Annotated in this window: 26 protein-coding genes; 12 read left to right on the top strand and 14 right to left on the bottom strand. The window is 71.1% G+C overall.

What is annotated here, in order from left to right; genetic code table 11:
* The first annotated feature begins 102 nt into the window (after positions 1 to 102).
* The 5 genes from acs to D3272_RS02365 all read left to right on the top strand — a co-directional run bounded on the left by acs (position 103) and on the right by D3272_RS02365 (position 4,867).
* Complete coding sequence (acs, locus tag D3272_RS02385) at positions 103 to 2,040, top strand: acetate--CoA ligase (protein WP_129217495.1); 1,938 nt, start codon at positions 103 to 105, stop codon at positions 2,038 to 2,040.
* Between the two features lie 206 nt (positions 2,041 to 2,246).
* Positions 2,247 to 2,819 (top strand): L,D-transpeptidase family protein, encoded by a 573-nt coding sequence (locus D3272_RS02380; protein ID WP_129217494.1) that lies wholly within the window; start codon positions 2,247 to 2,249, stop codon positions 2,817 to 2,819.
* A 133-nt stretch (positions 2,820 to 2,952) separates the two neighbouring features.
* Positions 2,953 to 3,558, top strand: a complete 606-nt coding sequence (locus tag D3272_RS02375) for a hypothetical protein (protein WP_129217493.1) — start codon at positions 2,953 to 2,955, stop codon at positions 3,556 to 3,558.
* 23 nt (positions 3,559 to 3,581) lie between these two features.
* Positions 3,582 to 3,980, top strand: coding sequence for a phage holin family protein (locus tag D3272_RS02370; RefSeq protein ID WP_129217492.1), 399 nt, complete (start codon positions 3,582 to 3,584; stop codon positions 3,978 to 3,980).
* On the top strand, positions 3,977 to 4,867 hold the full coding sequence (locus D3272_RS02365; RefSeq protein WP_129217491.1) for a DUF3618 domain-containing protein: 891 nt from the start codon (positions 3,977 to 3,979) through the stop codon (positions 4,865 to 4,867). The genes D3272_RS02370 and D3272_RS02365 overlap by 4 nt, the downstream gene beginning before the upstream one ends.
* 48 nt (positions 4,868 to 4,915) lie before the next feature.
* Here the strand turns inward: D3272_RS02365 and D3272_RS02360 are convergent, their stop codons facing one another.
* Positions 4,916 to 5,152 (bottom strand): DUF1674 domain-containing protein, encoded by a 237-nt coding sequence (locus D3272_RS02360; protein WP_129217490.1) that lies wholly within the window; start codon positions 5,150 to 5,152, stop codon positions 4,916 to 4,918.
* Positions 5,153 to 5,340: 188 nt separating this feature from the next.
* Here D3272_RS02360 and D3272_RS02355 point away from each other — a divergent pair, with 188 nt between their 5' ends.
* A complete protein-coding gene (locus tag D3272_RS02355) occupies positions 5,341 to 6,729 on the top strand; it encodes an RsmB/NOP family class I SAM-dependent RNA methyltransferase (protein ID WP_129217489.1) in 1,389 nt (462 codons plus the stop codon).
* A 137-nt stretch (positions 6,730 to 6,866) separates the two neighbouring features.
* On the opposite strand, the gene mmsB is transcribed toward D3272_RS02355, so the two are convergent.
* The 5 genes from mmsB to cysD form a co-directional block, all read right to left on the bottom strand.
* On the bottom strand, positions 6,867 to 8,003 hold the full coding sequence (gene mmsB, locus D3272_RS02350) for a multiple monosaccharide ABC transporter permease (protein WP_129217878.1): 1,137 nt from the start codon (positions 8,001 to 8,003) through the stop codon (positions 6,867 to 6,869).
* 107 nt (positions 8,004 to 8,110) lie between these two features.
* Positions 8,111 to 9,643, bottom strand: coding sequence for a multiple monosaccharide ABC transporter ATP-binding protein (gene mmsA, locus D3272_RS02345; protein ID WP_129217488.1), 1,533 nt, complete (start codon positions 9,641 to 9,643; stop codon positions 8,111 to 8,113).
* A gap of 214 nt (positions 9,644 to 9,857) precedes the next feature.
* The gene (gene chvE / locus D3272_RS02340) at positions 9,858 to 10,892 is read right to left on the bottom strand and encodes a multiple monosaccharide ABC transporter substrate-binding protein (protein ID WP_129217877.1); all 1,035 of its coding nucleotides are present in this window, start codon (positions 10,890 to 10,892) and stop codon (positions 9,858 to 9,860) included.
* Positions 10,893 to 11,206: 314 nt separating this feature from the next.
* A complete protein-coding gene (gene cysN / locus D3272_RS02335) occupies positions 11,207 to 13,078 on the bottom strand; it encodes a sulfate adenylyltransferase subunit CysN (protein ID WP_129217487.1) in 1,872 nt (623 codons plus the stop codon).
* Positions 13,078 to 13,986: a sulfate adenylyltransferase subunit CysD gene (cysD, locus tag D3272_RS02330; RefSeq protein WP_129217486.1), complete on the bottom strand. Its 909-nt coding sequence runs from the start codon at positions 13,984 to 13,986 to the stop codon at positions 13,078 to 13,080. The genes cysN and cysD overlap by 1 nt, the downstream gene beginning before the upstream one ends.
* Before the next feature lie 131 nt (positions 13,987 to 14,117).
* Between cysD and D3272_RS02325 the strand changes: the two genes are divergently transcribed.
* A complete protein-coding gene (locus D3272_RS02325; protein WP_245496342.1) occupies positions 14,118 to 15,233 on the top strand; it encodes an MraY family glycosyltransferase in 1,116 nt (371 codons plus the stop codon).
* 195 nt (positions 15,234 to 15,428) lie between these two features.
* On the top strand, positions 15,429 to 15,746 hold the full coding sequence (locus D3272_RS02320; RefSeq protein WP_129217484.1) for a hypothetical protein: 318 nt from the start codon (positions 15,429 to 15,431) through the stop codon (positions 15,744 to 15,746).
* A 25-nt stretch (positions 15,747 to 15,771) separates the two neighbouring features.
* Here D3272_RS02320 and D3272_RS27110 read toward each other — a convergent pair whose 3' ends face one another.
* Positions 15,772 to 16,926 carry a helix-turn-helix transcriptional regulator gene (locus tag D3272_RS27110; protein ID WP_165361183.1) on the bottom strand — a complete coding sequence of 385 codons (1,155 nt, stop codon included), beginning with the start codon at positions 16,924 to 16,926 and terminating at the stop codon, positions 15,772 to 15,774.
* Between the two features lie 176 nt (positions 16,927 to 17,102).
* On the opposite strand from D3272_RS27110, the gene D3272_RS02310 reads away from it, so the two are divergent.
* Entirely contained in the window at positions 17,103 to 18,425 is a 1,323-nt protein-coding gene (locus tag D3272_RS02310) for an MFS transporter (protein ID WP_129217483.1), read from the top strand.
* Between the two features lie 89 nt (positions 18,426 to 18,514).
* Here D3272_RS02310 and D3272_RS02305 read toward each other — a convergent pair whose 3' ends face one another.
* From D3272_RS02305 to D3272_RS02280, 6 genes are all read right to left on the bottom strand, one after another.
* Positions 18,515 to 19,825 (bottom strand): ATP-binding protein, encoded by a 1,311-nt coding sequence (locus D3272_RS02305; protein WP_245496341.1) that lies wholly within the window; start codon positions 19,823 to 19,825, stop codon positions 18,515 to 18,517.
* Between the two features lie 139 nt (positions 19,826 to 19,964).
* Positions 19,965 to 20,693 (bottom strand): response regulator, encoded by a 729-nt coding sequence (locus D3272_RS02300; protein WP_129217482.1) that lies wholly within the window; start codon positions 20,691 to 20,693, stop codon positions 19,965 to 19,967.
* Positions 20,690 to 21,253 (bottom strand): MarR family winged helix-turn-helix transcriptional regulator, encoded by a 564-nt coding sequence (locus D3272_RS02295; protein ID WP_245496340.1) that lies wholly within the window; start codon positions 21,251 to 21,253, stop codon positions 20,690 to 20,692. Before D3272_RS02295 ends, D3272_RS02300 begins: the two co-directional genes overlap by 4 nt.
* Positions 21,254 to 21,646: 393 nt before the next feature.
* On the bottom strand, positions 21,647 to 22,321 hold the full coding sequence (locus D3272_RS02290; protein WP_245496339.1) for a YoaK family protein: 675 nt from the start codon (positions 22,319 to 22,321) through the stop codon (positions 21,647 to 21,649).
* A gap of 10 nt (positions 22,322 to 22,331) precedes the next feature.
* Positions 22,332 to 23,273 carry a Gfo/Idh/MocA family protein gene (locus D3272_RS02285; RefSeq protein ID WP_129217479.1) on the bottom strand — a complete coding sequence of 314 codons (942 nt, stop codon included), beginning with the start codon at positions 23,271 to 23,273 and terminating at the stop codon, positions 22,332 to 22,334.
* 115 nt (positions 23,274 to 23,388) lie between these two features.
* Positions 23,389 to 23,997, bottom strand: a complete 609-nt coding sequence (locus tag D3272_RS02280) for an FMN-dependent NADH-azoreductase (RefSeq protein WP_129217478.1) — start codon at positions 23,995 to 23,997, stop codon at positions 23,389 to 23,391.
* Positions 23,998 to 24,072: 75 nt separating this feature from the next.
* Between D3272_RS02280 and D3272_RS02275 the strand changes: the two genes are divergently transcribed.
* From D3272_RS02275 to D3272_RS02265, 3 genes are all read left to right on the top strand, one after another.
* The gene (locus tag D3272_RS02275; protein WP_129217477.1) at positions 24,073 to 24,531 is read left to right on the top strand and encodes a winged helix-turn-helix transcriptional regulator; all 459 of its coding nucleotides are present in this window, start codon (positions 24,073 to 24,075) and stop codon (positions 24,529 to 24,531) included.
* Between the two features lie 78 nt (positions 24,532 to 24,609).
* Positions 24,610 to 25,704, top strand: a complete 1,095-nt coding sequence (locus D3272_RS02270) for a substrate-binding domain-containing protein (RefSeq protein ID WP_129217476.1) — start codon at positions 24,610 to 24,612, stop codon at positions 25,702 to 25,704.
* Between the two features lie 246 nt (positions 25,705 to 25,950).
* The gene (locus tag D3272_RS02265) at positions 25,951 to 26,445 is read left to right on the top strand and encodes a tellurite resistance TerB family protein (protein ID WP_165361182.1); all 495 of its coding nucleotides are present in this window, start codon (positions 25,951 to 25,953) and stop codon (positions 26,443 to 26,445) included.
* 4 nt (positions 26,446 to 26,449) lie between these two features.
* Here D3272_RS02265 and D3272_RS02260 read toward each other — a convergent pair.
* The coding region (locus tag D3272_RS02260; protein WP_207210108.1) for a 5-deoxy-glucuronate isomerase at positions 26,450 to 26,662 on the bottom strand (213 nt) is incomplete at its 5' end.

The following is a 26,662-nucleotide window of genomic DNA, read 5'->3' as shown; positions in this document are numbered from 1 at the left end:
GTCCGCTCGCCCGCCCTTGTGACGGCCCGTCTCACTTTGTAAGCTTTCCCGAGACGGCCCGAAGAGGCCCGTCGGGACGGCAAGCGGGTCGGAGGGAGCGTCATGTCTCAGAGCGTGCACATTCACGATGTGCCGGAGACCTTCAAGAAACGTGCGCTGATCGGGTCGCATCGCTACGACGAGATGTATGCCCGTTCGCTGAAGGACCCGACGGGGTTCTGGGGCGAACACGGCATGCGGATCGATTGGATCAAGCCCTTCACCCGCGTCAAGGACACGTCCTTCGCGCCCGGCGCCGTCTCCATCGCCTGGTTCCAGGACGGCACCACCAACGTGTCGCTGAACTGCATCGACCGGCACCTCGCCGAACGCGGCGACAAGGTCGCGATCCTGTGGGAGGGCGACGACCCCAAGGATTCGCGCCGCATCACCTACCGCGAACTCCACGCCGAGGTGTGCCGCTTCGCCAACGTGCTGAAGGCGCAGGGCGTCGCCAAGGGCGACCGCGTCACCATCTACATGCCGATGATCCCCGAGGCCGCCTTCGCCATGCTGGCCTGCGCCAGGATCGGCGCCATGCATTCCGTGGTCTTCGGCGGCTTCTCGCCCGACGCTCTGGCGGGGCGCATCACGGGCTGCGACTCGCGCGTCGTCGTCACGGCGGACGAAGCGCTGCGCGGCGGCCGCATCGTGCCGCTGAAGAAGAACGTCGACGCCGCGATCGAGAAGGCCGGCACCGTCGAGCGCGTCGTCGTGGTGAAGCGCACCGGCGCTGACGTCGCCATGGTGGCGGGCCGCGACGCCTACTACCACGACCTCGCCGCCGAGGTCGGTGCCGACTGCCCGGCCGAGGAGATGGAGGCCGAGGCGCCGCTCTTCATCCTCTACACGTCGGGCTCCACCGGCCAGCCCAAGGGCGTGCTGCACACCACCGCCGGCTACCTGGTCTACGCGGCCATGACCCACCAATACGTCTTCGACCTGCACGACGACGACGTCTACTGGTGCACGGCGGACGTCGGCTGGGTGACGGGCCACAGCTACATCGTCTACGGGCCGCTCGCCAACGGCGCCACCACGCTGATGTTCGAGGGCGTGCCCAACTACCCCAGCGTGTCGCGCCTGTGGGAGGTGGTCGACAAGCACAAGGTGACGATCCTCTACACGGCGCCCACCGCCATCCGCGCCCTGATGGGGGCGGGGGACGAGCCGGTGCGGCGCACCAGCCGGGCGAGCCTGCGCCTGCTCGGCTCGGTGGGCGAGCCCATCAACCCCGAGGCCTGGGAATGGTACCACCGCGTCGTCGGCGAAGGGCGCTGCCCGATCGTCGACACCTGGTGGCAGACCGAGACCGGCGGCATCCTCATCTCGCCGCTGCCGGGCGCCACCCGGCTGAAGCCCGGCTCCGCCACGCGGCCCTTCTTCGGCGTGCGGCCCGAGATCGTCGACGCCGAGGCCAAGGTGCTGGAGGGGGCCTGCGAGGGCAACCTCGTCATCGCCGACAGCTGGCCGGGCCAGATGCGCACCGTCTACGGCGACCACAAGCGGTTCGAGGAGACCTACTTCTCCGCCTACCCCGGCAAGTATTTCACCGGCGACGGCTGCCGGCGCGACGCCGACGGCTATCACTGGATCACCGGCCGGGTCGACGACGTCATCAACGTGTCGGGCCACCGGATGGGTACCGCCGAGGTGGAAAGCGCCCTCGTGGCCCACGACACCGTGTCGGAGGCCGCCGTGGTGGGCTACCCCCATGACGTGAAGGGGCAGGGCATCTACGCCTATGTCACGCTGATGGCGGGGGTGGAGCCGACGGAAGGGCTCCGCAAGCAGCTCGTCGCCCATGTCCGCCAGGAGATCGGGCCCATCGCGTCTCCGGACGTGATCCAGTTCGCGCCCGGCCTGCCGAAGACGCGCTCGGGCAAGATCATGCGCCGCATCCTGCGCAAGATCGCCGAGAACGAACTCGGGGCGCTGGGCGACACCTCGACGCTGGCCGACCCTTCCGTGGTCGACGACCTCGTGGCCAACCGGCGCTGAGCGCAGGGGCCGAGCGTCGGTCCGACGCGCCGACGATGCGGAGCGGGCGTCCCATCGTGGCGCCGCGCGGGATCCGGGGGCGCGCTTAACCGTTCACCCTTCCGGTGCATGGGGCGGCGCCCGGCCGGATCCGTAACCCACCGTTCAGGCCCGGGGCGCCAGTTTGCCCCGACGGCCGGACGGGACCGGCGAGGGAGCGTGTCACCATGGAATTCACCCGTCGCGCCGGGTTCGACAGCCGGCTCCAGGGCCGCCGCGGGCCCGTCGTCACCCACCTGCTGCTCGCCTGCAGCATCGTCGTCGCGGCCCTGGCGGTGCTCTACGGCGCCGTGTCACCGGCCCGCGCCGCCGGCTACGAGGGCCCGACCGGCTACGCGCCCGGCACCGTGGTGATCAGCCAATCGCAGCGCCGCCTCTACCTCGTGACCGAGGACGGCTCGCCCATCTCCTACCCGGTGGCGGTCGGCAAGTCCGGCAAGCAGTGGCGCGGCACGGTGTCGATCGACGGCAAGTACCGCAACCCCGCCTGGGCTCCCCCGGCCGAGGTGAAGCGCGCCGAGCCCTGGCTCCCCGACTACATTCCCGGCGGATCGTCGCGCAACCCGATGGGCATGCGGGCCCTCACCCTCACGGGCGGCGAATATGCCATCCACGGCACCAACCGCCCGACCACGATCGGCACCGCCGCCTCCTTCGGCTGCATCCGCATGTACAACCGGGACATCGTCGACCTGTTCGACCGCGTGTCGGTCGGCACCCCCGTGGTGATGATGCCCTGACGGCCGCGGGGGGCTTTTCCGAAGCCCCTGGAAATGCGGCGGAACCGCGCCCTCTTTCGCCACGTTGGCTCGCCGACATGGGGGTGGAGCCGGCGCGGGATGCGTCCCCGGCCCCCGTTGGCTGGAGGATGCCATGGCTGACCCATACGAGACCGATCCGACCGAAGGCTTCGGCGCCCACGCGGCCCGCGCCAAGGACGAGCTGAACGCCCGGTTCCAGGGCCTCCGCCGCGACGCGGCGTCGAGCGCCAAATCCGCGGCCGACAGCGTGTCGGACCGTTACGGACAGGGCGGGTCCGCCGAGGCCGGCGACACGGCGTCCAACTTCCGCGACCAGGCCGCCCAGGCGGCCGACCAGGCCAAGGGCGCGGCCGCCTCCATCGCAGAGCAGGCCCGGGCACGGCTGAACGAGATCGTCGACCAGCAGAAGGCGGCGGGCGCCGACCGGATCGCCGGCGTCGCCAAGGCGGCCCATTCCGCCGCCGAGGATCTCGACAAGACCAATCCCCACATGGCGCGCCTGGTGCGCAGCGCCGCCGACAACGTCGACCGCATCGCCGACGACGTGCGCTCGCGCGACATCGGCGACGTCTTCGCCACCGTGGCGGATTTCGGCCGGCGGCAGCCCGTGGCCTTCTTCGGCGGCGCCGTGCTGGCGGGCTTCGTGCTCGCCCGCTTCTTCAAGAGCGACGCGCCGATGATCGACGACACGTCGGTCTACGGCGGCCACCAGGTCTGACGGCGCGAAAAGGGGACCGACCCATGACCGTCGAACCACAGGGGCGTCCGTCGACGCCGTCCCTTTTCGCCGACGCCCTGTCGCAGATGACGACACTGTTCGAGACGGAGATCCGCCTCGTCCGCACGGAGATCTCCGAGAAGCTCTCCCTCGCCATCAAGGCCGTCATCGTCCTGCTGGTGGCGGCCGTGCTGATGCTGGCCGGGCTGTTCATCATCCTGTTCGGCCTCGTGCAGCTCGTCATCTACCTCGGCGTGATCTACTGGCTGGCCTATTTCGTCGTCGGCGGGGCCATCGCCGTGATCGGGGCCATCGCGCTCTACGTGGCGCTGAACCGCCTCTCGACCGACAACCTCATGCCCAAACAATCGATCGACCAACTCGGCAAGGATGCCGGCGTCGTGAAGGAGCAGGTGAAATGAGCGGCGACATCGGTCGGCAATCGTCCAGCGAGGTCGCCCACGAGGCGGAGGACACCCGCGCCCACCTCGCCTCCACCCTGGAGCAGTTGCGCAACAACCTTCGGCCCGAGAACGTGATGGAGGAGGTGGTCTCCAACGCGCGGGTCGGCGCCTCCACCGTCGCCGACAACGTCCTGGCCGTGGCCAAGCAATATCCGATTCCGGCCGCGCTGATCGCGGCCGGCTCGGCCCTGATCCTTCGGGCCTTCACCAAGAGTTCGGACGCGCCGAAGGCTTCGGATGCTGCCGCCATGCGGGGCGTCGGGCCGCGGCCGATCGCGCCGATCCCGTCCGCGCCGCCCCTCGCCCGCCCGCCGCAACTGCGCAACCCGTCGACCTTCCAGCCGGCGCCCGGCCGGGCGGCCGGCGACGACCGACGCCCCGCCGCGACCCTCGCAACCGGCGGCGCCGCGCTGCAGCGGCAGGCGGCGGACGCCTATTCCTCGACAACCTCGCAAGCCGGTGACGCCATGCAGAACCTGTCCCGCTATCTCCCGCACGATCGTCGCGAGGTGAAGTCCAAGCTGTCCAACCTGCTGGAGGAACAGCCCCTCATCCTCGGAGCCATCGGCCTGGCCGTCGGGGCCGCCATCGGTGCGGCGCTGCCGATGACCGAGACCGAGGACAGCCTGATGGGCAGCACCGCCCACCGTCTGCGCGACACCGCGGCAGACGCCGCCCGCCACGAGTTCGACGGTCTGCGCGCCGTCGCGGGCGAGGCCGTCGACAACGTCCGCCACTCGGCCTCGGACAACCTGCACGGCTTCGTCAAGGACGTGGGCGACCAGGCCAAGACCGTCGTGGGCAAGGCCGGCGAGACCCTGTCGCCGGGCAGCCGCGACGTTTGAGCCGCACATCCAGTCCCGGCACCCTCGGGCGCCGGGACGCGGCGCGATTCAGAAGTCCGACGCGATGCCCTTGTTCTCCCAGTCGCCGTAGCGGACCGGCTCGGGTCCTTGCCGTCCGTCGATCTCCCGGGGACGCGGTTGTTCGGCGCGCCGCCGCTCCAGGCGCCGCGCTTCAGCTTCGGCGAGCGCCCGGGCCGCCGCCGCTGTCTTCGGGGCCGCGCCGGCATCCGGCGCTTCGGCGGCGTCGTCCCGGGACGACGAAGTTACAGGATAGTCGTCGGCCATCACGCTTCCACCACCTTTGACGGGCAATTTACACGATCCGAGTTATTGCCCCGGACTCCCTATCTAGGTGGCCGAAGGCCCTTCGGCCATGCGGCCGAAGCGATACGGTTGGAAGGCCCTCCATGCCCCTGACGAACGCGGCCCCGTTGGCCGCCCGCCTGTCCTCCCCTGGCCGGAGCGCCTGATCCATGGCGCCGTCCCCGCCGACCGGGCGCGCCCTGCGGTCCAAGCCCGGCATGAGGTCTCCGGCTCCCCCGGTCGAGCTGCCGCCGGGCCTGGCGCCGCGCCTCGCCGCCGCCGCGGCGCTGAGCGACATCGTCACCAACGCGCGGGGGCTCGACGAGGCCCTGGCGGCCGCCGTGCAGAACCCGCGCTTCGTCGTCCCGCTCGAAGACCGCGACAAGGCCCTGGCCCGGTCCATCGTGGTCGTGTCGCTGAGGCGGCTGGGGACGCTGCGCCGATTCCTGGGGCGGTTGCTCGAGAAGGGGCTGCCCAAGAAGAGCGGGCAGCTCGAGTGGATCCTGGTCGTCACGGCTGCCCAGATCCTGTTCCTCGACGTCCCCGATCACGCCGCCGTCAATGCCTGCGTGCAGGCCGTGCGCCTCGACCCGGCGAGCCAGGCCTTCGCGGCCCTGGCCAATGCCGTGGCGCGCAACGTCGCCCGCCAGCGCGACGAGCATGAGAGCGACGATCCCTTCGTCGACACGCCGACCTGGCTGGCGACACGCTGGCGCCGCACCTACGGCGACGAGACCGCGGCCGCCATCGCGCAGGCCAACCGGGCCGAGGTGCCGCTCGACATCACGGTGAAGTCCGATCCGGCGGGCTGGGCCGAACGCCTCGACGGCGACCTCTTGGCGACGGGCTCGATCCGCCTGCGCGCCGCGACACCGGTGCCCGACCTGCCGGGCTACGACGAGGGGGCCTGGTGGGTGCAGGATGCCGCCGCTGCCCTGCCGGCCCGGCTTCTCGCCGCCGAACCCGGGGAGCGGGTCGCCGACCTCTGCGCGGCGCCGGGCGGCAAGACCGCGCAGCTCTGCATCACGGGCGCCACCGTCACGGCCGTCGATCGCTCCGCCGAGCGTCTGAAGCGCTTCTCCACCAACCTCGAACGGCTCGGCCTCGCCGCCGAGACCGAGGTCGCCGACGTCACGGCCTATTCGGCCCAGCCTTTCGACGCCATATTGCTCGACGCGCCCTGCACCGCCACCGGCACCATGCGCCGGCACCCCGACGTCGGCTGGACCAAGCGCGCCTCCGACATCACCACACTGTCGGCGCTCCAGGGACGCATGTTGGATCGGGCAGCCTCGCTGCTGCGGCCCGGTGGGCGCCTCGTCTACTGCACCTGCTCGATCGAGCCGGAAGAGGGGGAGGCGCAGATCGCCGCCGTGCTGCGCCGCAACCCCGACCTCGTCCGCTCCCCCATCACGCCGGACGAGATCGGCGGCCTCGCCGCCAGCGTCACGGCGCTGGGTGAACTCAGGACGCTGCCGTGCCACCTGGCCCGGCTGGAGCCGTCGCGGCTGGACGGTCTCGACGGGTTCTTCGCGGCGCGGCTGATCCGGCGGGACTGACGCCGGATCCGGCCCCCGCCGGGATGGGCGGGGGCCGGGCCGGGATGCCGGCGCTCTGCCCTCACCCCTGACGGGCGGGTGTTCGGAACCCGGCGATCGTCAGCGACAGCACGACGATCGCCTCTTCGCCACGACCGTCAGGCCGCCGCCTTCTTGTTGTAGACGTCGAGGCAGACGGCGCCGAGCAGAACCAGCCCCTTGATGACCTGCTGATAGTCGATGCCGATGCCCAGGATCGACATGCCGTTGTTCATGACGCCGATGATGAAGGCGCCGATGACCACGCCCGTCACCTTGCCGACGCCGCCCGAGGCCGAGGCGCCGCCGATGAAGCAGGCCGCGATCACGTCGAGCTCGAAGCCGAGGCCGCCCTTGGGCGTCGCGGTGTTGAGCCGGGCGGCGAAGATCATGCCGGCGAGGCCCGCCAGCACGCCCATGTTGGCGAAGGTCAGGAAGGTCAGGCGATCGGTCTTGATTCCGGACAGGCGGGCGGCCTTGACGTTGCCGCCGAGCGCGTAGATCCGCCGGCCGATCGTCGTCTTGTTGGTGACGAAGCGGTAGAGCAGGATCAACACCGTCATGATGATGAGGACGTTGGGCAGGCCGCGATAGGAGCCCATCTGGTAGGCGAAGACGAGCAACACCAGCGCCAGCAGGCCGTTGCGCAGCAGGAAGCCGTTCAAGCTCTCGGTGAGGGCGCCGTGCGACTGCTGGACCATGCGGCGGCGCAGGCTCGTGGCGACGAAGACCGCGCAGATGGCGAAGGCGACGATCACCGACGTGTAGGGACCGGCGAAGTTGGGGAAGAAGCCCTTGGCCAGCAGCTGGAACACGTCCGGGAAGGGGCCGACCGAGGCGCCGTTCAGCACCGACAGCGTCAGGCCGCGGAAGACCAGCATGCCGGCCAGCGTGACGATGAAGCTCGGGATGCCGAAATAGGCGACGAAATAGCCCTGGCTGGCGCCCACCAGCCCGCCCACGACGAGGCACAGGAGCGTCGCCGACACATAGTCGACGTGGTAGTTGACCATCAACACGGCGGCCAGCGCGCCGACGAAGCCGACGATGGAGCCGACCGACAGGTCGATGTGGCCCGCCACGATGATCAGCAGCATGCCGAGCGCCATGACGACGACGTAGCTGTTCTGCAGGATCAGGTTGGTGAGGTTCAGCGGCTGGAACAGCACGCCGTCGGTCGTGTATTCGAAGAACAGCATGATGATCACGAGGGCGATCATCAGCCCGTAGTCGCGGAAGTTGCCCTTGGCCAACATCTGGCGCAGGCCCGATCCCGTCCCGGTCTTGGCGGGCGGCAGGGAACCGGGCGTGGGATGAGCGACGTTCGCGGGGTCGATCCCGCCCGGGACGTTGACTGAGCTCATCAGTTGAGTTCCTTCGATCGCATGATGGCGCGCATGATGGTTTCCTGGGTCGCCTCGCGCCCCGGGAACTCGCCCACGAAGCGGCCCTCGTTCATGACGTAGATCCTGTCGCACATGCCGAGCAGCTCGGGCATCTCCGACGAGATCATCAGCACGCCTTTGCCCTCCTCGGCGAGCGCGTTGATGATGGCATAGATCTCGTATTTGGCGCCGACGTCGATGCCGCGGGTCGGCTCGTCGAGGATCAGCACCTCGGGCCGGGTGAACAGCCACTTGCTGAGCACGACCTTCTGCTGGTTGCCGCCGCTGAGGTTGACGGCCTGCTGCTCGACGCCGAAGGAGCGGATGTTCAGCTTGGAGCGGTAGTCGCTGGCGACGACGAATTCCCGGTCCGAATCGATCACCATGGCCTTGGAGACGCCGGGCAGGTTGGCCAGCGTGGTGTTCTTGGTGATGTTCTCGTCGAGCACGAGGCCGAGCTGCTTGCGATCCTCGGTGACGTAGGCGATGCCGGCCGCGATGGCCTTGGTGATAGTCGACACGTCCACGGGCTTGCCGTCGAGCAGGACCTCGCCGGAGATGTTCTGCCCGTAGGAGCGGCCGAAGACGCTCATGGCGAGTTCCGTGCGGCCCGCGCCCATCAGGCCGGCGACGCCGACGATCTCGCCCCGTCGCACCGTCAGGTTGATGTTGCGGCAGACCGCCCGGTCGGCATGGACGTGGTGGAAGGCGTTCCAGTTGCGGATCTCGAGCAGCGGACCGCCGATCTTGGGCTCGCGCGGCGGGTAGCGGCTTTCCATGTCGCGGCCCACCATCCCCTTGATGATGCGGTCCTCGGTGATGGCGTCGCGCCGGCAGTCGAGCGTCTCGACCGACGTGCCGTCCCGGATGATCGTGATCTGGTCGGCGACCTTCGAGATCTCGTTGAGCTTGTGCGAGATGATGATCGACGACATGCCCTGCTTCTTGAAGCCGAGCAGCAGGTTGAGGAGCTTCTCGCTGTCGCTCTCGTTCAGCGACGCCGTGGGCTCGTCGAGGATCAGCAGCTTCACCTTCTTGGCGAGCGCCTTGGCGATCTCGACCAGCTGCTGCTTGCCGATGCCGAGGTTGGTGATCAGCGTTTCGGGATTCTCGTCGAGCCCCACCAGGGCCAGCAGTTCGCGGGTGCGGGCGAAGGCCCGGTCCCAGTCGATGATGCCGAAGCGCGCCGTCTCGTTGCCGAGGAACATGTTCTCGGCGATGGACAGCAGCGGCACCAGCGCCAGCTCCTGGTGGATGATGATGATGCCGAGGTGCTCGGATTCCGAGATGTCGCGGAACGAGACCGTCTTGCCCTCGTAGAGGATGTCGCCCGTGTAGGACCCGTGCGGGTAGACCCCGGAGAGGACCTTCATCAGCGTCGACTTGCCGGCGCCGTTCTCCCCGCAGATGGCGTGGATCTCACCGGGCTGCACGACGAGGTTGACGTTGTCGAGCGCCTTCACGCCCGGGAAGGTCTTGGTGATCCCTCGCATTTCCAGGATCGCGCTCATGCTGTCACTTGTGTCCGCTGCTCGTCGGCGAGTTTGTGGCTGAGGCTAACCGGTCGATCTCGGTCGCGCAACTTCGGCGCGAGCCTGTCCCCGGGGAGGTCGGCGGGACGGGCCATGCCGGTCCGAGCCTCCGATCGGCGTCGGAGCGCATTCGCCGAGGCGAAGGCGCTCCGGAAAACCCGCGCGGTGGCGCCGCGCGGGCCCGTGGCTGGTCTTACTGGCCGAGCTGGGCGGGCTTGTAGTAGCCGCCGTCGACCAGGACCGACTTCCAGTTCGCCTTGGTGACGAGGACCGGGTTCAGCAGGTAGGAGGGGACCACCTTCTTGCCGTTGTCGTAGGTTTTGGTGTCGTTGATCTCGGGCTGCGAGCCGTTCTGCAGCGCGTCCACCATGGATACCACGACCTTGGCGAGTTCGCGGGTGTCCTTGTAGATCGTCGAGGTCTGCTCGCCGGAGATGATCGACTTCACCGACTGGACTTCGGCGTCCTGGCCGGTCACGACCGGGTACTTCATGTCGCCGGAGCCGTAGCCCACGCCCTTCAGCGAGGACAGGATGCCGATCGACAGGCCGTCGTAGGGGGACAGGACCGCGTCCACCTTCTTGTTGGTGTAGTAGGCGGAGAGCAGGTTATCCATGCGGGACTGCGCCACGGCCGGGTCCCAGCGCAGGGTCGAAACCTTGCTCATGCCGGTCTGGCCGCTCTGCACGACGAGCTTCTTCGAGTTGATGTAGGGCCCGAGCACCGACAGGGCGCCGTCGTAGAAGAAGTAGGCGTTGTTGTCGTCCGGCGAGCCGCCGAACAGCTCGATGTTGAACGGGCCCTTGCCGTCCTTCAGGCCGAGCGAATCGATGATGCTGGTGCCCTGCAGCACGCCGACCTTGAAGTTGTCGAAGGTGGCGTAATAGTCGACGTTCGGCGAACCCTTGATGAGGCGGTCGTAGGCGATGACCTTCACGCCGGCGTCATGCGCTTTCTGCAGCACGTCGGTCAGCGTCGTGCCGTCGATGGAGGCGATCACCAGCACCTTGGCGCCCTTGGTGACCATGTTCTCGATCTGGGCGAGCTGGTTCGGGATGTCGTCGTCGGCGTACTGCAGGTCGGTCTTGTAGCCCTTGGCCTCGAGCTGCTTGACCATGTTGTTGCCGTCGTCGATCCAGCGGGCCGACGACTTGGTCGGCATGGCGACGCCGATGAGGTCGCCCTTGGCGGCGTAGGCCGGCGTCAGTGCGGTCGAGGACAGGGCCATCGCGCCGAGCGCCAAGCCGGCAAACGTCCGTCTGTTGATCACGTTCCACTCCCTTGCGAAAACCGCGGCAAACGGCCTCGAATGGAGGTCCGCGCGGTCGAATCCGTCCAACCCGGCGGCGTGTTCACCGCTCGGACGGGCGCATTAATGGGGCGGTTGGCGTCGCTGTCAAACGATGTTTAGCAGTCCCTCACGCTTTGTCCGACAATTGGTGAATGCCCCTGCGGCGCGGTGGCGGGTGGCCTCGCCGGGCTGCGTCCGCGTGCCGCGCCGGCCCCGCCGTGGCGGGGCCGGCCGGTGTCGCGCGTTCCTCCTCAGAACCGCTGGATGATTCCGCGCTCTTCCAGGGTGGCGATGACCTCGTCGGCGAGAGCATCGGGGGTGGCGTCGCCCGCCGCCAGCACGATCTCGGCCTGCTCGGGCCGCTCGTAGGGCTGGTCGATGCCGGTGAAGTTGCGGATCTCGCCGGCCAGGGCCCGCTTGTAGAGGCCCTTCGGGTCGCGGGCGATGCAGCGCTCCAGCGGCGCGTCGACGAAGACCTCGACGAACTCGCCCGGCTCCAGCAGCTCGCGCACCATGCGGCGCTCCGCCGCGAAGGGCGAGATGAAGGAGCAGAGCGCCACCGTGCCGGCCTCCACCATCAGCTTGGCCACCTCGCCCACCCGACGGATGTTCTCCACCCGGTCGGCGTCGGTGAAGCCGAGGTCCTTGTTGAGGCCGTGGCGCACGTTGTCGCCGTCGAGCATCACGGTGTGGACGCCGCGGGCGTGGAGCTTGGTCTCGACCGCATTGGCCACGGTCGACTTGCCGGCGCCCGACAGGCCGGTGAACCACAGCACGGCGGGCTTCTGGTGCTTCAAGGCGGCGCGCGCCTGCTTGGTGACGGCGAGGTCCTGGTAGTGGATGTTGGTGGCGCGGCGCAGCGCGAAGTCGACGAGGCCCGCCCCCGCCGTGGCGTTGGTGGCGCGGTCGATCAGGATGAAGGCGCCGGTGTCGCGGTTCTCGCGGTAGGGGTCGAAGGCGATGGGCGAGGAGGCGGCGAAGTTGCAGAAGCCGATCTCGTTGAGGCCTAGCGTCTTGGCCGCGTTGTGTTCGAGCGAGTTGATGTCGACCCGGTGCTTCAGGTCCGTCACCGTGACGGGCACGACCTTCGTGGCCATCTTCATGAGGTAGGAGCGGCCCGGCAGCAGGCGCTCCTCGCTCATCCAGATGACGTGGCCGGCAAACTGGTCCGCCACGGGCGGGCGGGCCTTCGGGTCGGCCAGCAGGTCGCCGCGGGCGATGTCGATCTCGTCGGCGAGCGTCAGCGTCACGGCATCGCCGGCGACGGCGGCCTCGACCTCCGCCCCGGACGCGATCACGCGGGTGACGCGGGTCGTGCGGCCCGAGGCCGACACCGCGACCTCGTCGCCCGGCGCCACGCGCCCGCCCGCGATCGTCCCGGCATAGCCGCGGAAGTCGAGGTCGGGCCGGTTGACCCACTGGACCGGCAGGCGGAACGGGCCGGCGGCGCGCTCGTCGCGCACCTCCACGGTCTCGAGGAAGCCCACCAGGGTCGGCCCCGTGTACCAGGGCATGGCGGTCGAGGGCTCGGACAGGTTGTCGCCGTAGCGCGCCGAGACGGGGATCGGCGTGACGGAGCGGAAGTTGAGCCGCGCCGCGAAGGCTTCGAAGTCCTGCACGATGGCGGAGAAGACGTGCTGGTCATGGCCGACGAGGTCGATCTTGTTGACGGCGAGCACCACGTCGCGGATGCCGAGCAGCGACACGATGTAGGCGTGGCGGCGCGTCTGCGGCAGCAGGCCTTTCCTCGCATCGACCAGCAGGATGGCGAGGTCGGCGTTGGAGGCGCCCGTCGCCATGTTGCGGGTGAACTGCTCGTGGCCCGGGGTGTCGGCCACCACGAAGGCGCGCTTCTTCGTGGAAAAATAGCGGTAGGCCACGTCGATGGTGATGCCCTGCTCGCGTTCGGCCTCGAGGCCGTCCACCAGCAGCGCGAAGTCGATGTCGTCGCCGACCGTGCCGTGCTTCTTGGAGTCGCGCTCCAGCGCCGAGAGCTGGTCGTCGAAGATCGACTTCTGTTCGTAGAGCAGGCGTCCGATCAGCGTCGACTTGCCGTCGTCGACCGAGCCGCAGGTGAGGAAGCGCAGCGTGGGGAGGGCGAAATGGTTCGCGTCGCCGGACATCAGAAATACCCTTCCCGCTTCTTCTTTTCCATAGAGCCGGCCTCGTCCGAATCGATGAGCCGGCCCTGGCGCTCCGACGTGGTCGAGTCGCGCATCTCCGCCAGCACGGCGTCCAGCGTCTCGGCCTCGGATTCGACGGCGCCCGTCAGCGGGTAGCAGCCGAGCGTGCGGAAGCGCACCCGGCGCATCTCGGGCGTCTCGCCGCTCTTCAGGGGCAGGCGCTCGTCGTCCACCATGATGAGGGCGCCGTCGCGCTGCACAACGGGGCGTGCCTTGGCGAAGTACAGCGGCACGACCGGGATATCCTCGGCCTGGATGTAGTCCCACACGTCGAACTCGGTCCAGTTCGACAGCGGGAACACCCGCATGCTCTCGCCCTGGCGGATGCGGGTGTTGTAGAGGTGCCAGAGTTCCGGCCGCTGGTTGCGGGGGTCCCAGGCATGGGCCTCGGACCGGTGCGAGAAGATGCGCTCCTTGGCGCGGCTCTTCTCCTCGTCGCGCCGTGCCCCGCCGAAGGCGGCGTCGAACCCGTGCTCGTCGAGCGCCTGGCGCAGCCCTTCCGTCTTCATCACCTGGGTGTGGACCGACGAACCCGACGCGACCGGCGAGATGCCGCGGCGGACGCCGTCCTGGTTGATGTGGACGATGAGCTCCATGCCGGCCCGTTTCGCGGCCTCGTCCCGGAACGCGATCATCTCGCGGAACTTCCAGGTCGTGTCGACGTGCAGCAGCGGGAAGGGCGGCTTCGCCGGGTAGAAGGCCTTCTGCGCCACATGCAGCATGGCGGTCGAGTCCTTGCCGATGGAATACAGCATCACCGGCTTGCGGAATTCGGCCACCACCTCACGCATGATATGGATGGCCTCGGATTCGAGGCGTCGGAGGTGGGGGGACAAATGTCCGGGCATCGGGCGCTCTGGGTCAGTCGCGGGGTTGGCGCTGATATAAGGTCGATCGATGAACGGCAACAAGACGCGACATGCATGGGAGCCGTGATGGAAGTCTCGATGGGGCCTGGGCGGATGCCGGGGCCGGCCGCGTGACGGCCCCGTCGCCCGGGGTCGCGGCGGTCCTGGCGGGGCTCGGCCTCGTCGGGGCGACGGCGCTCGGCGCCGCCCTCCTGGTCCGCCTCCTCCACCCGCTGCTGGTGCGCTACGCCCTGGCGCGCCCCAACGCCCGGTCCGCCCACCGCACCCCGACCCCGCAGGGCGGCGGCATCGCCGTGCTGGGGGCGCTCGTGCCGGCCGCCGCGGCGGGCGCGGCGGCCCTCGCCGCCTGGGGCGCGGCCTGGGGCCCGGCGATGCCGGAGCCGGGTTCGACGCTCGCGCTCGGCCCCGGCGACGCGCTCCGCCTCGCCACCGTGCTGGCGGCTGCCCTGCTGGTCGGCGCCGTCGGCACGGTCGACGACATCCACCCGCTGCCGCCCCTGCCGCGCCTCGCCCTGCAGCTCATCGCCATGGGGCTCGCGGTCTCGGCCCTTCCGGAAGGGGCCCGGGTGCTGCCCTGGCTGCCGCTGGCCGCCGAGCGGCTGTTGCTGGTCGTGGGCGGCGCCTGGTTCGTCAACCTCACCAATTTCATGGACGGCATGGACTGGCTGACGGTGGCCGACGCCGTCCCGGCCACGGCCGCACTGGCGCTGTTCTGGTTCGCCGGCCTGCTGTCGGCCCCCGCCGGGCTGGTGGCGCTGTGCCTGCTCGGGGCGATGCTGGGCTTCGCGCCCTTCAACAGGCCGGTCGCCCGGCTGTTCCTGGGCGACGTCGGCAGCCTCGCGGTCGGGCTGCTGACCGCCTATGCGCTGTTCGATCTCGCCGGCCACGGCGGCCTCGTCGCTGCGGTGCTGCTCGTCCTCTACCCCATCGCCGACAGCGGCCTCACGCTGCTGTGGCGCCTGCGCCGCGGCGACCGGGTGTGGGAAGCCCACCGCCATCACTTCTACCAGGTCGCCACCGCGCGCGGCTGCGGCGTGCGCGAAGTGCTGGGCCGGGTGTTCGTCACCAATATCGCGCTGGCGGCTTTCGCGGCGGCCAGCCTGTGGCAGGGCCGCGCCGCGCTGTCGGTGCTGGACCTGGCGCTCGGCGCCGCGGCCGTGGCGCTGCTGCTGCGGGCCCTCGCCCGCGGGCGCGCACCGCGCGGGGAGAGCCGGCCGGGGGCCTAGCACCTTGTGAAAGGGTTGCGCTTTCCTCGAAACCGACGGCGATCACGCGACGGTGCCAGGGGCGTTCGGGCGAAGGTTCGGTCCAGTCACGGGTCCTGACGCCGCGTCGGCCGCGCCGGATCGGCCCTCGGCGGGATTGGCCGGCGTCGGCTCGTTGCGGCATGATGGGGTCCAGCGCCTGCCGGAGGGGGAGCCATGGCGAGCATCACGGTCACGCGGGGCCGCGCCTTCGCGGACGGCCTCCGCATCTATTCGGTCCTGGTCGACGACACCAGGATCGGGACGCTGAGGCAGGGCGAGGCGTTCCGCTGCGACGTCGGCGCGGGGCGCCACGAGGTGCGGCTCGCGGTGGATTGGTGCGGTTCGCCGACGATCGTGGTCGATGTCGGGACCGCGGACGTCCATCTCGTCTGCGCCCCGCACCCGAGCCTGCCGTGGTTCGCCGCCGCGATGCTGTTTCGCCCGAACCGATGGATCGACCTTCGCGTCGCCGACCGTCCGCCGGTTCCCTGACGGCGCGACGGGTCGCGCCCCGCCCTCACCCATCCGCGTCGCCCGCGTCCAGCACCGACGTCGAAGGCGATGCCGCGGTCAGCACCAGGTCCTCGAGGACCCGCCGGATCGCGTCGCTCTGCCGGACCGTCCCGGTCTTGGCCAGCACGTGCCGCAGGTGCTTGCGAGCGGTCTCGACCGCGATGCCGGCCGTCGCGGCATAGTCGGACAGCGATCGCCCGTCGACGAGCCCGACGAGCACTCCGGCCTCGGCCGGCGTCAGGCCGAAGGTCCGGGCGACGTCCTCGCGCCGGGCGCGCAGGCCGCGCGGCCCCCCGACCAGGACCAGCGCGACCGGCCGGTCGATGCCGGCCGGGATCCCCGCCTGGAGGGGGCTGACCAGGACCGGCAGGCCCGCACCCGCGGCGCGGGGCATGACGAGCACGGCGCCGCGGCGCGGCACGGGCTCCGCCGCGCTCGCGATGGCGGCGCGGACCGTGACGGCGAGCCGTTCGGTCGCGGCCGGCGTGTCGCCGCGCAGCCATCCCTGCCGGATGTCGAGCCCGCGGCCGCGGCCGCAGCAGCGCTCGGCCCAGCGGTTCGCGAACAGGACCCGCGGCCGCTCGTCGACCAGGATCGCCCCGACCGACAGGGCCTCCAGGGCCTGGAGCGCCCCGTCGCGCAGGAGCCTCGCGCGATGCAGCTGACGGTGGACCTGCATGGCACGGGTCGCGTGCGGCGTGAGCAGGTCCCAGCGGCGCCGCTCCTCCGTCGAGAAGGCGCGCGTGCCCCTGAGAACCGTGATGCCGGTGACGGCGCCGCCGTCCCGGACGAGGGTCGTGGTCAGGAACTCGCGGCAGCCTTGGGGGCGGACCCAGTCGTGGAAGAACTCGGACTCCGTGTAGAGGCGGGCCGCGACGAGGTCCTCCGCCGCCGCCGAGACCCCGACGGCCAGCCGGGCGACGCCCGCGACGAACGGGTTCACCTGGCCGAAATGGGCCACGTAGGACCGAGCGAACCCCGCCTCCACGCCCCATTGCGCCTGGATGTCGGAGCCGCGATGCCGAAGGTCGTGGGCATAGAGCGTGGCCTGCCGCCCGCCGAAGGCTTCCGCCAGGCGCTCGAGGATGCCGGGCCAGAGATCGGCGTCGAGGGCGGCTGCATAGAAGCCGTCGATCAGGGTCGAATCTGTGGGATCCACGGCCGCCCCCCGCACCGCCGTCCGAGGATCCGCGTCACGAGCCGATGCGGCGGCGTTCCTCATCGGCTCGCATCGAGCCTGACGTAGAATAGCAGATGTCGACGTCAGCGGCGAGGTGGGGGGCGAGCGGCCGGCGCCGACTTGCCACGCACCCCGGGGCGGCCCAGAACGCCGGCATGTCCCCATCCGAACCCGATCTCGCCGTCGTGGCCCAAGCGGCGGCGGCAGCGCTCGACGATGTCGAACGCTTCATCCAGCGAGGCACCGGCGACTTCGTGCGCGCCAACGTGGCGCTCTTCGCGGCGGGCTTCACCACCTTCGCGCTGATCTACTGCGTCCAGCCCATCATGCCGGTGCTGGGCCACGACTTCGGCGTGAATGCCGCGACCGCCAGCCTGTCGCTGTCGGCGACGACCCAGTGTCTCGCCGTGGCCATGCTGGTGGCGAGTTCGCTGTCGGAGGTCTACGGCCGCAAGCCCGTCATGGTGCTGTCGCTGTTCGCCTCGTCGGCGCTGATGATCGGCTCGGCCTTCGCGCCGGACTGGACCAGCCTCCTGGTGATCCGGGCGCTCGCCGGCATCGCCTTCAGCGGCCTGCCGGCCACCGCCATGGCCTATGTCGGCGAGGAGATGGACCGCAGCTCCATCGGGCTCGCCATGGGCCTCTACATCGGCGGGACCGGGCTCGGGGCGCTGGCCGGCCGGCTGATCGTGGGCGGCTTCACCGATCTCGGCTCCTGGCGGCTGGGGCTCTTCGTCATCGGGGCGCTGGCGCTGCTGTCGAGCGTCGTCTTCGTGCTCGCCCTGCCGCCGTCGCGCCATTTCCGTCGCGGCTCGCCGCGACCGCGCGCCCTGGCGGCGGGCTTCGCGCGCCTCCTGCGCAATCCGACGCAAGTGCTTCTTTACCTCGAAGGGATGCTGCTGCTCGGCGTCTTCGTCTCGCTCTACAACTACCTCGGCTATCGCTTCATGGCGCCGCCCTACGGCTTCAGCCAGACCGCCGTGGGCCTGATCTTCACCATCGCCCTCGTCGGCATCGCCTCCTCGGCCTGGGTCGGCGACCTCGCCGGCCGGCTCGGGCGCGGCCGCATCTTCCCCGCCCTGGTGGTGCTGTTCGCGGCCGGCACGGCGCTGACCCTGTCGTCGAATGTCGTCGTCATCCTGCTCGGCATGGCGCTGCTCACCTTCGCGTTCTACGGCGCCCATACGGTGGCGTCGGCCTGGGTGGGCATCGCGGCCGGCGGTGGCCGGGCCCAGGCCGCCTCCCTCTACCTCTTCAGCTACTACACGGGCTCGAGCCTCGTCGGCTGGACGGGGGGGCTGGCCTTTGTGCACGGGGGCTGGAACGGCGTCGTGGCCTTGTCCGGCGTGGTCCTCGCCGTGGCGCTAGGCCTGTCCGGACTTCTCGCCCTCCGGGGGGCCGGCGAGGATGGAAGCGTCCCCGGCCCTCGACCCACGGCGGCCGGTTCCGCCGCTTCTCCCCCGCCTCCCTCGGGCTGAGCGGGCCCGAAGCGCCGTGACGGAGGAGGAGGGCGGGTGAGGTGGCGTCGCCGCCGGCACGGGACGCGTGGCGAGCCGACGGGCTGCCGTCACACGGGCACCCGCACGGTGGCGCGCAGGCCGCCGAGCGGGCTTTCGCCGAGCTGGATGTCGCCGCCGTGCGAACGCGCGATGTCGCGCGCGATGGCGAGGCCCAGCCCCGTGCCGCCCTGGTCCTGGTTGCGAGCCGCGTCAAGCCGGTAGAAGGGGCGGAACACGTCCTCGCGCTTGTCGGCCGGGATGCCGGGACCGTCGTCGTCGACGTGGATGGTGAAGAAGCGGTCGTCGCGGCGCGCCACGATCTCGGTGCGGGAGCCGTAGCGCCCGGCATTGCCCACGAGGTTGGACAGGCAGCGCTTGAAACTGTCGGGGCGCAGGATCACCCCGGTCTCGCCCGTGACCGAGACCGTGGTGGCCTGCCCGTGGCGCTCGGCGTCGGACCGCAGTTCCTCGATCAGCCCGCGCATGTCGGTCATCACCGAGGATTCCCCGCCGTCGCCCCGCGCGAAGGCGAGGTAGGCTTCGAGCATGCGGCCCATCTCGTCGATGTCGCGGTGCATGGCCTGGGCGTCGGGCCCGTCGTCGAAGAGTTCGAGCGACAGCTTGAAGCGCGTCAGAACGGTGCGAAGGTCGTGGCTGACCCCGTTCAGCATGGTGGTGCGCTGTTCCACGGCGCGCTCGATGCGCCGCCGCATCTCCAGGAAGGCGTATCCGGCCCGCCGCACTTCCGTGGCGCCGTTGGGCCGGTATTCGATGAGCCGGCCCTTGCCGAGGTTCTCGGCCGCCACCGCGAGGCGCAGGATCGGCCGGATCTGGTTGCGCAGGAAGGCCGTGGCGATCACGATCAGCACCAGCGACGTGCCCACCATCCACAGGATGAAGATGTAGGAGTTCGACGCATAGGCGGCCGAGCGGCGCGCGATGACGCGCAGCACCGCCGTGTCGAGCTGGATGCGGATCTCGATGAAGTTCGAGCGCCCGACCGTGTCGATCCAGTAGGGCAGGCCGATCTGCTTGCGGATCTCGCTCGACAGCGAGCGGTCGAGCAGCTGCAGGAAGGGCTTGGGCAGGGCCGGCGGCAGCGGCTGGGGCGGCAGGAAGTCGACGTCGAGCCCGAGCCGGTTCGACGCGATGCGCTCCAGGGCTTCCGTCGGGTCGCCCGCCGGCAGGCTGCGGTAGAGGTCGATGGTGGCGGCGATGTCCTGCACCAGCGCCTGGCTCAGCCGGAACGTCACCGACTGCCAGTGCCGCTCCATGAAGAAGTAGGCCACCACGCATTGCAGCAGCAGCATGGGGACGATGAGGATCAGCAGCGCCCGCGAATAGAGCCGCTTCGGCAGCGCGTCGGCGATGAGCCGCACGGCCCGGAACCACGGCCGCCGGCGGGCGCGGGGCGGGGCGGCGGCCGCAGCCGGGAGCTCGGTGCGGTCTTCGGCGGCGGGCGGCCCCGGGCGGTCCGGCGCCGGGCCGGTCCCGTCCGAGAAGCGCGTCGGCCGGAGGTCACGGATCGAGGAGGAGGCGATAGCCCAGCCCTCGCACGGTCTGCAGGAAGGCCGGGTTGGCCGGGTCGCTCTCGATCTTGCGGCGCAGGCGGTTCACCTGCACGTCCACGGCGCGCTCGTTGCCGCCTTCGGCGCCGGCGAGCCCGGCGAGGTCCTCGCGCGACACGGTGGCGCCGCCGGCCGCGCTGAGGATGGCCAGCATGTCGCGCTCGCGGTCGGTGATGCGGATGGGCTCGTCGCCCTGGCGCAGCTCGCCGCGTTCGGGGTGGAACGCGAAGGGGCCGAACCGCGCGACGCCGTCGGGCTTGGGCTGGCGGGGGGCGGCCCGCCGCAGGATCGAGGCGATCCGCAGCAGCAGCTCGCGCGGCTCGTAGGGCTTGGCGAGATAGTCGTCGGCGCCGGCCTCGAGCCCGCGCACGCGGTCATCGGCCTCGTCGAGCGCCGTCAGCATCAGGATGGGCACTTCCGACGTGCGGCGCACGTCGGCGGCGAGGGCGATGCCGGTCTCGCCCGGCATCATGACGTCGAGGACGAGCAGGTCGAAGGCGAAGGACTTCAACTGCGCCCGGGCCTCGGCGGCCGTGGCCGCCAGGGTCACGCGGTAGCCGTTCTTGCCGAGCACCCGGGACAGGAGTTCCCGGATGCGGCGATCGTCGTCGACCAGCAGGAGGTGGGCGGCGTCGTCGGCCAGGGGGGCGGCGCGCTCCTCGAGCGAGGCGCCGTTCACGCCGCCTGCTCCCGGGCGCCGAGCCGGTGCGGGCCGGCGTCGCGCCCCGCGGGCCGATCGGGGTCGGGCGGTGGCGCCCCCCAGACCAGGGCCTCGACCTGCGGCCGCTCGGCCGTGTCGATCATGCCGAGCAGGAAGGCGACGGCCTGGGGCCGCACCGCGTCGGGCAGGGGGGCCAGCGCCCGCTCGAAGCGCTCGGAATGCAGCCGGGCGAGGTCGAGGGCGAGGCGGCACCCTTCGGGCGTGGCCTGCAGCAGGCGACGGCGCCGGTCGCTGACGCCGGTCCGCACCTCGATGAAGCCGCCGTCCGTCAGGTCCTTCATCACGCGGTTGAGGCTCTGCTTGGTGATCTTGAGGATGTCGAGCAGCGCCGCGACCGTCAGGCCCGGATTGCGGTACACGAAATGCAGCACCCTGTGGTGGGCCCGTCCGAACTGCAGCGCTTCGAGCTGCCGGTCGGCATCGGCCGTGAAGTCGCGATAGGCGAAGAAGAAGAGTTCGATCAGGTCGAAGAGCGGAGCCTCACCGGCGGGCTCCGGGCCGGTGCCGGGCTCAGCCAAGGGCCGTCTCCCGTGCCGCAAAATACGTCAGCATCATTGACATATCTCAGCCCGCCCGCTCACCGTCTGGCGCGGTCACGATGGACGCGCCGTCCCCGTCCTGCCGGTCCCTCCGGCGTCCCGCGCGGCGGCCGCCCCGGCTGCCGCGACCCGTCGCCCACGGATCGGCCCGGGGCGCTCCCCCGACGGAGCTCCGGCGCCCGGACAGTGGTACAGGAGCCTCGCCATGTCCATCCTGCCGTCGCGAGCGCGACGGAATCATCGGGATGGACGGCGCCCCGATGGGCGAGCGCTGCGCCGCTGGCGCTCACCGCGACACGCCCGGCGACATCGATCGTGCCCTGCACGATGCTGACGCCGTGCGGGCCCGAGCCGCAGGGGCCTGCGCCGGAGTCACGACGCCAGTGCCCGGCGCCGCCCCGCCACGCCGGCCGACGTCAGGACCGCGGCGGCCGTGGCGATCCCGGCCGCGATGCCGAGCGCCCCGCCGGGCGCCGTGCGGGCCACCAGCCCGCCCGCGGCCGCCCCCGCGACGAGCGACAGCCAGCAGCCCGCGAAGGGCAGGGCCCGGCGCCAGGGTGCCGTGCCGCGCAGCGCCGCCGCGATGCCGCGCCCGAGGCTCACCAGCGTCCCGGTCACGTAGGTGAGGGCGATGCCGGTTCCGCCCACCTTGTGGACCGCCGCGGTCTGCAGCCCCATGGCGAGGCCCGTCGCCCCCGCCACCGCCGGCAGGCCCCAGCCGGCGTGCTCGGCCGCGACGGCGAGCCACAGGCAGGCGGCTTCCGCAGCCAGGATGGCGGGGCCGCGCCAGGCCCGCGCGGCGGGGCCGATCAGTTCGCCCGCCACCGCCCCGGCGACGAAGACCAGCACGGCCCGCCCGGCGTCCCAGGCGGCATGCCAGTCGCCGACCGTCGGGGCGGCCCCGAGCGCCGTGGAATTGCCGCTCATGAAGGACGCGTAGAGCCCGTGCCACTGCACGACGCCGAGCGCGTCCACCCAGCCGGCCAGCGCCACGAGCGGCATGGCGAGGGCGAGTCCGCCCGCTTCGTGGTCGGCATCGACCGTCACGGGCCGGCGCTCAATCCAGGAAGGGCTCGACCGCCTCGCGCCGCCCCACCATGAAGGCATCGGCGACGAGCTCGAAGGGCGCCATGTCGACGAGGCTGGTGCCGGCGGCGAGGAGGTCGGCGAAACGCGCGTAGATCCGGTCGTATTCGTGCCGGGGCGCGTCCTCCACCACGGTGCCGTCGACGCTGAGCGTCGTGCCGCCCCCGGTCAGCCGCAGGGCCGTGCCGCCCGCGAGGTCGGCCGCGATCTCCCAGGTCTGCTCGCCGGTCTGGCGCCAGTCGAATTCGGCCGTCAGCGTGCCGCCCGGGGCCAGGGCCGGGCTGGTGAAGGCGATCGTGGCCGCGATGGGCATGGCGCGGTTGGCGGGGGTGAGCAGCGTGGCGCTGTCGACAAAGACCGGTTCCGGCATGATCCGGGTCAGGATCGACAGGGCGTTGATGCCGGGGTCGAACACCCCGAAGCCGGCCGATTGCCAGATCCAGTCCTGGCCGGGGTGCCAGCGGCGCACGTCCTCCTTCCAGGTGATGGCCAGCCGCCCGAGCTTCTGCCCGGCGAGGCGCGCCCGCATGGCCTCGACGGCCGCGTTGTACTGCGAATGCCAAGTGGTGAAGACCACGCGCTTCGCCCGCTCGGCGACGGCCGCGAGGTCGCGCAGCTCGCCCACCGTGGGGGTGGGGGGCTTCTCCATGAGGACGTGGACGCCCGCCGCCAGCGCTTCGCGCACCAGGGCGGTGCGGGGGCCCGGCGGCGTGCAGATCGCGACGGCGTCGAGGTCCGGCACGGCGGCATAGAGCGCCGCCGCCTCGCGGAAGGTCGGCACGCCCGGGACGCTGGCGCCGCTGCCGCTCACGACGCCGGCCAGCGTGAACCGCGGGTCGCGCGCGATGGACGGCAGGTGTTCGTCCCGGGCGATCTTGCCGATGCCGATCACGGCGATGCGATAGGGGGGCATGCGGAGCCTCGTGCTGCACGCCGGCGCGGACGGCCGGCGCGGATTCGTCGGACCCGCTTCTAAGCCCTGGACGCCGCTTCGGCGAGGGGCTGCATCGACGACGGGACCCGCGACGTCACGCGGCCTTCAGGCCCGCGGCCTGGTCCTGCGCGGCCTTGAGGGCCTTCTCGCGATGCTCCGGGCCGTAGGCGATGCCTTCGGCGCGGATCACCTCGACGTCGGTGACGCCGATGAAGCCCAACACCGCCTTGAGCCAGGACTCCTGGTGCTCGACGGCCGCCGCCGCCGTGCCCTCGTAGATGCCGCCGCGCGACACCGCGAGGATGACGCGCTTGCCGTGGACGAGGCCCTCGGCCCCCGACGCGGTGTAGCGGAAGGTCTTGCCGGCCACGAGGATGCGGTCGATCCAGGCCTTGAGCTGGCTCGGCACGGCGAAATTGTACATCGGAGCCCCGACCACGACGATGTCGGCGTCGAGGAACTCGGCCAGCGCCTGGCCGCCGAGCGCGACGTCCTCCTGCAGGGCCTGGTCGTGCTTCACGTCGGCGCTCTGGCCGGCCAGATAGGCGCCCGACAGATGCGGGATCGGCGTCGCGCCGAGGTCCCGGTAGGTGACGGCGATGCCGGGGTGGGCCGCCTTCAGCGAGGCGACGATGGCGGCCGAGATAGCCCGGCTGACGGAAGCGTCGCCGAGGATGGAGCTGTCGATGTGGAGGAGCTTCATGGCGTGTCTCATGGTTACAGATCGTAACCGCAGTCTTATGCTGGCGGGCGGAATCCCGCGCAAGGAGGCACATTCATGGGACCTGATGACAGCCGTGATACCGTGCCGCCGCGCGGCGGCCGCGATGCGCCGGCCTGCGCCGCGGTGGCGCCCGTGCTGGCCCGGGTCGGCGACAAGTGGAGCGTGCTCATCGTGCGGGCGCTGGGGCCCGGCCCGCGGCGGTTCAACGACCTCAAGCGCGACATCGGCGGCATCTCGCAGCGGATGCTGAGCCTGACGCTGCGGGGACTGGAGCGGGACGGCCTCGTGACCCGGACGGTCTTCGCCACCATGCCGCCGCGCGTCGACTATGCGCTGACGGGCCTCGGCCGTTCCCTGTGGGAGCCCGTGGAGGCGCTGGGGGCCTGGGCGCACCGGCACCACCCCGAGATCGCCGCCGCGCAACGCCGCTTCGACGCCGCCTCGGGCGAAGGCGCGCGAGACCCCGGCGGTCCGCGGTCCGTGGCGGGCGACGCATTGACAGCCACCCTGTGAACCACGACCCTCCCGGCCACCGGGCACGAGATCCGGATGCCGCGCCGAACCGGCGCGCGCCGTAGGGGGAAACCACGCATGAGGACGATTCTGCTCGGGGGCGCCTGCGCCCTGGCCGTGCTGGCGAGTGCCGCGCACGCCGACGAACTGGCCGACGCCAAGGCCCGGGTCGCCAAGGCCACCCAGGCGGCCGGCACCTGGGACGGCCCCACCACCGGCCCCAAGGCCGTGCCGGGCAAGACCGTCATCTACCTCGCGGGCGACATGCGCAACGGCGGCACCGAGGGCGTGTCGCGCGGCGTCGAGGAGGCCGGCAAGGCCATCGGCTGGACGGTTCGCGTGCTCGACGGCCGCGGCGACATCTCGGCCCGTACGGCGGCGCTGAACCAGGCCATCGCGCTGAAGCCCGACGGCATCGTGGTGGGGGGCTTCGACGCCATCGAGCAGAATGCCGCGCTCGACGGGCTGAAACAGGCCGGCATCCCCTATGTGGGCTGGCACGCCACGGTGGCGCCGGGCCCCGACCCCAAGACCGGCATGTTCGCCAACGTCAACACCCGCATCTCCGATGTCGCGCAGACGGCGGCCGACCTCGCCATCGTGGAGTCGGGCGGCAAGGCCGGCGTGGTGATCTTCGGCGATTCCAACTACGAGATGGCGATCGGCAAGGCCCGCATGATGGAGGCCGACATCAAGAAATGCGCGGGCTGCACGGTGCTGACCCTCGAAGACTCGCCCATGACCGAGGCCTCGACGCGCATGCCGCAGCTGACCACGTCGCTGCTGCAGCGCTTCGGCGCGAAATGGACCTATTCGCTGGCGGTGAACGACCTCTACTATGACTTCATGGCGGCCTCGCTCGCGGCGGCGGGCCAGGCCGGCACCGACGCGCCCCACAACATCTCGGCGGGCGACGGCTCGGAATCGGCGTTCCAGCGCATCCGCGCCCAGCAGTACCAGGTCGCGACCGTGCCGGAGCCCCTGCAGGAGCAGGGCTGGCAACTCGTCGACGAGTTGAACCGCGCCTTCGCCAAGCAACCCTGGTCGGGCTACGTCGGCGGCGTCCACCTCGTCACGGCGGCCAACATCGCTTTCGACGGCGGCCCCAAGAACCTCTACGACCCGGCCAACGGATACCGCGACGCCTACCGGAAGATCTGGTCCGGCCAGTGACGCCCGCCCGCATGGACGAGATGTAATCCGCTTCCATCTTGATCCGCCGGCCCGGCGGCGACAGATTCGACCCACTGAACCGGGCCCCTCTGGCGCCGTCCGCACCGTCGGGCGGCGTGATGTCGGATCAGTCTGCGCGAGACGCGGGGTTCCGAACCCCCGTCGCCGCTCCGTCGGGGTCCGGGGCCAGCCTCCCGCCACGACGGCGCCCTCGCCCAGCCCCCATGTCGATCCTTGGAGGTTTCGTTGGCTTACCGCTCCCCCCGTCCGCCGTCCGATCTCGCCGCCGATGCCGCGGAGTTCCGCGAGCCGGCGTTTCGGGATGCCCTGATCGCCGGCGTCGCGCTCATCACCCACGCCGACGGCGAGATGGCCGTCGCCGAACGCAGCCGGTTCCTGTCGCTGTTGGAGGAGGATGCCGCCCTGGCGACCTTCGACCGCGCGGCCGTGCTCGACGAGCTCGCCACCCACGAGGCCAACTTCCGCTTCGACCCGGAGGTGGGCGCCGAGATGGCGCGCGAGAAGCTGGCCCGCATCGCGGGGCGGACGCGGATCTGCTCCGCGCTGGTGCGCCTGTGCCGCGCCATCATCCCGGCCGACGGCGTGATCCACCCCGCCGAACACCGCGCCCTCGCCGAGATCCGTTCCGCGCTCGGCGTCACGGCCCGGCCTGTGGTCTTCGGCGCCTACGGCAACGCCGCCTTCGTGACGGCGCCGACGCGCCGCCCCAGCGCCGGGTGAGGCGTCACGCCGTCGTGAGCCAGGCGTGGTCGGGGTCGTTGTGGAAGCGCCAGCTGCGCCGCGGCCCCGCCATCACGTTGAGGTAGAAGAGCGTATAGCCGTGCGCCGCCCCGACGGGGTGGTATCCGCGCGGCACCAGCACGACGTCGCGGTCGCGCACCGTCATCGTCTCGTCGAGCGAGCGGTCGTCCGTGTAGACCCGCTGCACCCCGTAGCC

The sequence above is a fragment of the Lichenibacterium ramalinae genome (genome assembly GCF_004137085.1).
Taxonomy (GTDB): domain Bacteria; phylum Pseudomonadota; class Alphaproteobacteria; order Rhizobiales; family Beijerinckiaceae; genus Lichenihabitans; species Lichenihabitans ramalinae.
This window is presented reverse-complemented; position numbering and strand designations above follow the sequence as displayed.

Excerpts from the sequence above, each read along its gene's own strand:
- acs (WP_129217495.1), top strand. The coding sequence starts at position 103 with ATGTCTCAGAGCGTGCACATTCACGATGTGCCGGAGACCTTCAAGAAA.
- D3272_RS02380 (WP_129217494.1), top strand. The coding sequence starts at position 2,247 with ATGGAATTCACCCGTCGCGCCGGGTTCGACAGCCGGCTCCAGGGCCGC.
- D3272_RS02375 (WP_129217493.1), top strand. The coding sequence starts at position 2,953 with ATGGCTGACCCATACGAGACCGATCCGACCGAAGGCTTCGGCGCCCAC.
- D3272_RS02370 (WP_129217492.1), top strand. The coding sequence starts at position 3,582 with ATGACCGTCGAACCACAGGGGCGTCCGTCGACGCCGTCCCTTTTCGCC.
- D3272_RS02365 (WP_129217491.1), top strand. The coding sequence starts at position 3,977 with ATGAGCGGCGACATCGGTCGGCAATCGTCCAGCGAGGTCGCCCACGAG.
- D3272_RS02360 (WP_129217490.1), bottom strand. The coding sequence starts at position 5,152 with ATGGCCGACGACTATCCTGTAACTTCGTCGTCCCGGGACGACGCCGCC.
- D3272_RS02355 (WP_129217489.1), top strand. The coding sequence starts at position 5,341 with ATGGCGCCGTCCCCGCCGACCGGGCGCGCCCTGCGGTCCAAGCCCGGC.
- mmsB (WP_129217878.1), bottom strand. The coding sequence starts at position 8,003 with ATGTTGGCCAAGGGCAACTTCCGCGACTACGGGCTGATGATCGCCCTC.
- mmsA (WP_129217488.1), bottom strand. The coding sequence starts at position 9,643 with ATGAGCGCGATCCTGGAAATGCGAGGGATCACCAAGACCTTCCCGGGC.
- chvE (WP_129217877.1), bottom strand. The coding sequence starts at position 10,892 with ATGGCCCTGTCCTCGACCGCACTGACGCCGGCCTACGCCGCCAAGGGC.
- cysN (WP_129217487.1), bottom strand. The coding sequence starts at position 13,078 with ATGTCCGGCGACGCGAACCATTTCGCCCTCCCCACGCTGCGCTTCCTC.
- cysD (WP_129217486.1), bottom strand. The coding sequence starts at position 13,986 with ATGCCCGGACATTTGTCCCCCCACCTCCGACGCCTCGAATCCGAGGCC.
- D3272_RS02320 (WP_129217484.1), top strand. The coding sequence starts at position 15,429 with ATGGCGAGCATCACGGTCACGCGGGGCCGCGCCTTCGCGGACGGCCTC.
- D3272_RS02310 (WP_129217483.1), top strand. The coding sequence starts at position 17,103 with ATGTCCCCATCCGAACCCGATCTCGCCGTCGTGGCCCAAGCGGCGGCG.
- D3272_RS02285 (WP_129217479.1), bottom strand. The coding sequence starts at position 23,273 with ATGCCCCCCTATCGCATCGCCGTGATCGGCATCGGCAAGATCGCCCGG.
- D3272_RS02280 (WP_129217478.1), bottom strand. The coding sequence starts at position 23,997 with ATGAAGCTCCTCCACATCGACAGCTCCATCCTCGGCGACGCTTCCGTC.
- D3272_RS02275 (WP_129217477.1), top strand. The coding sequence starts at position 24,073 with ATGGGACCTGATGACAGCCGTGATACCGTGCCGCCGCGCGGCGGCCGC.
- D3272_RS02270 (WP_129217476.1), top strand. The coding sequence starts at position 24,610 with ATGAGGACGATTCTGCTCGGGGGCGCCTGCGCCCTGGCCGTGCTGGCG.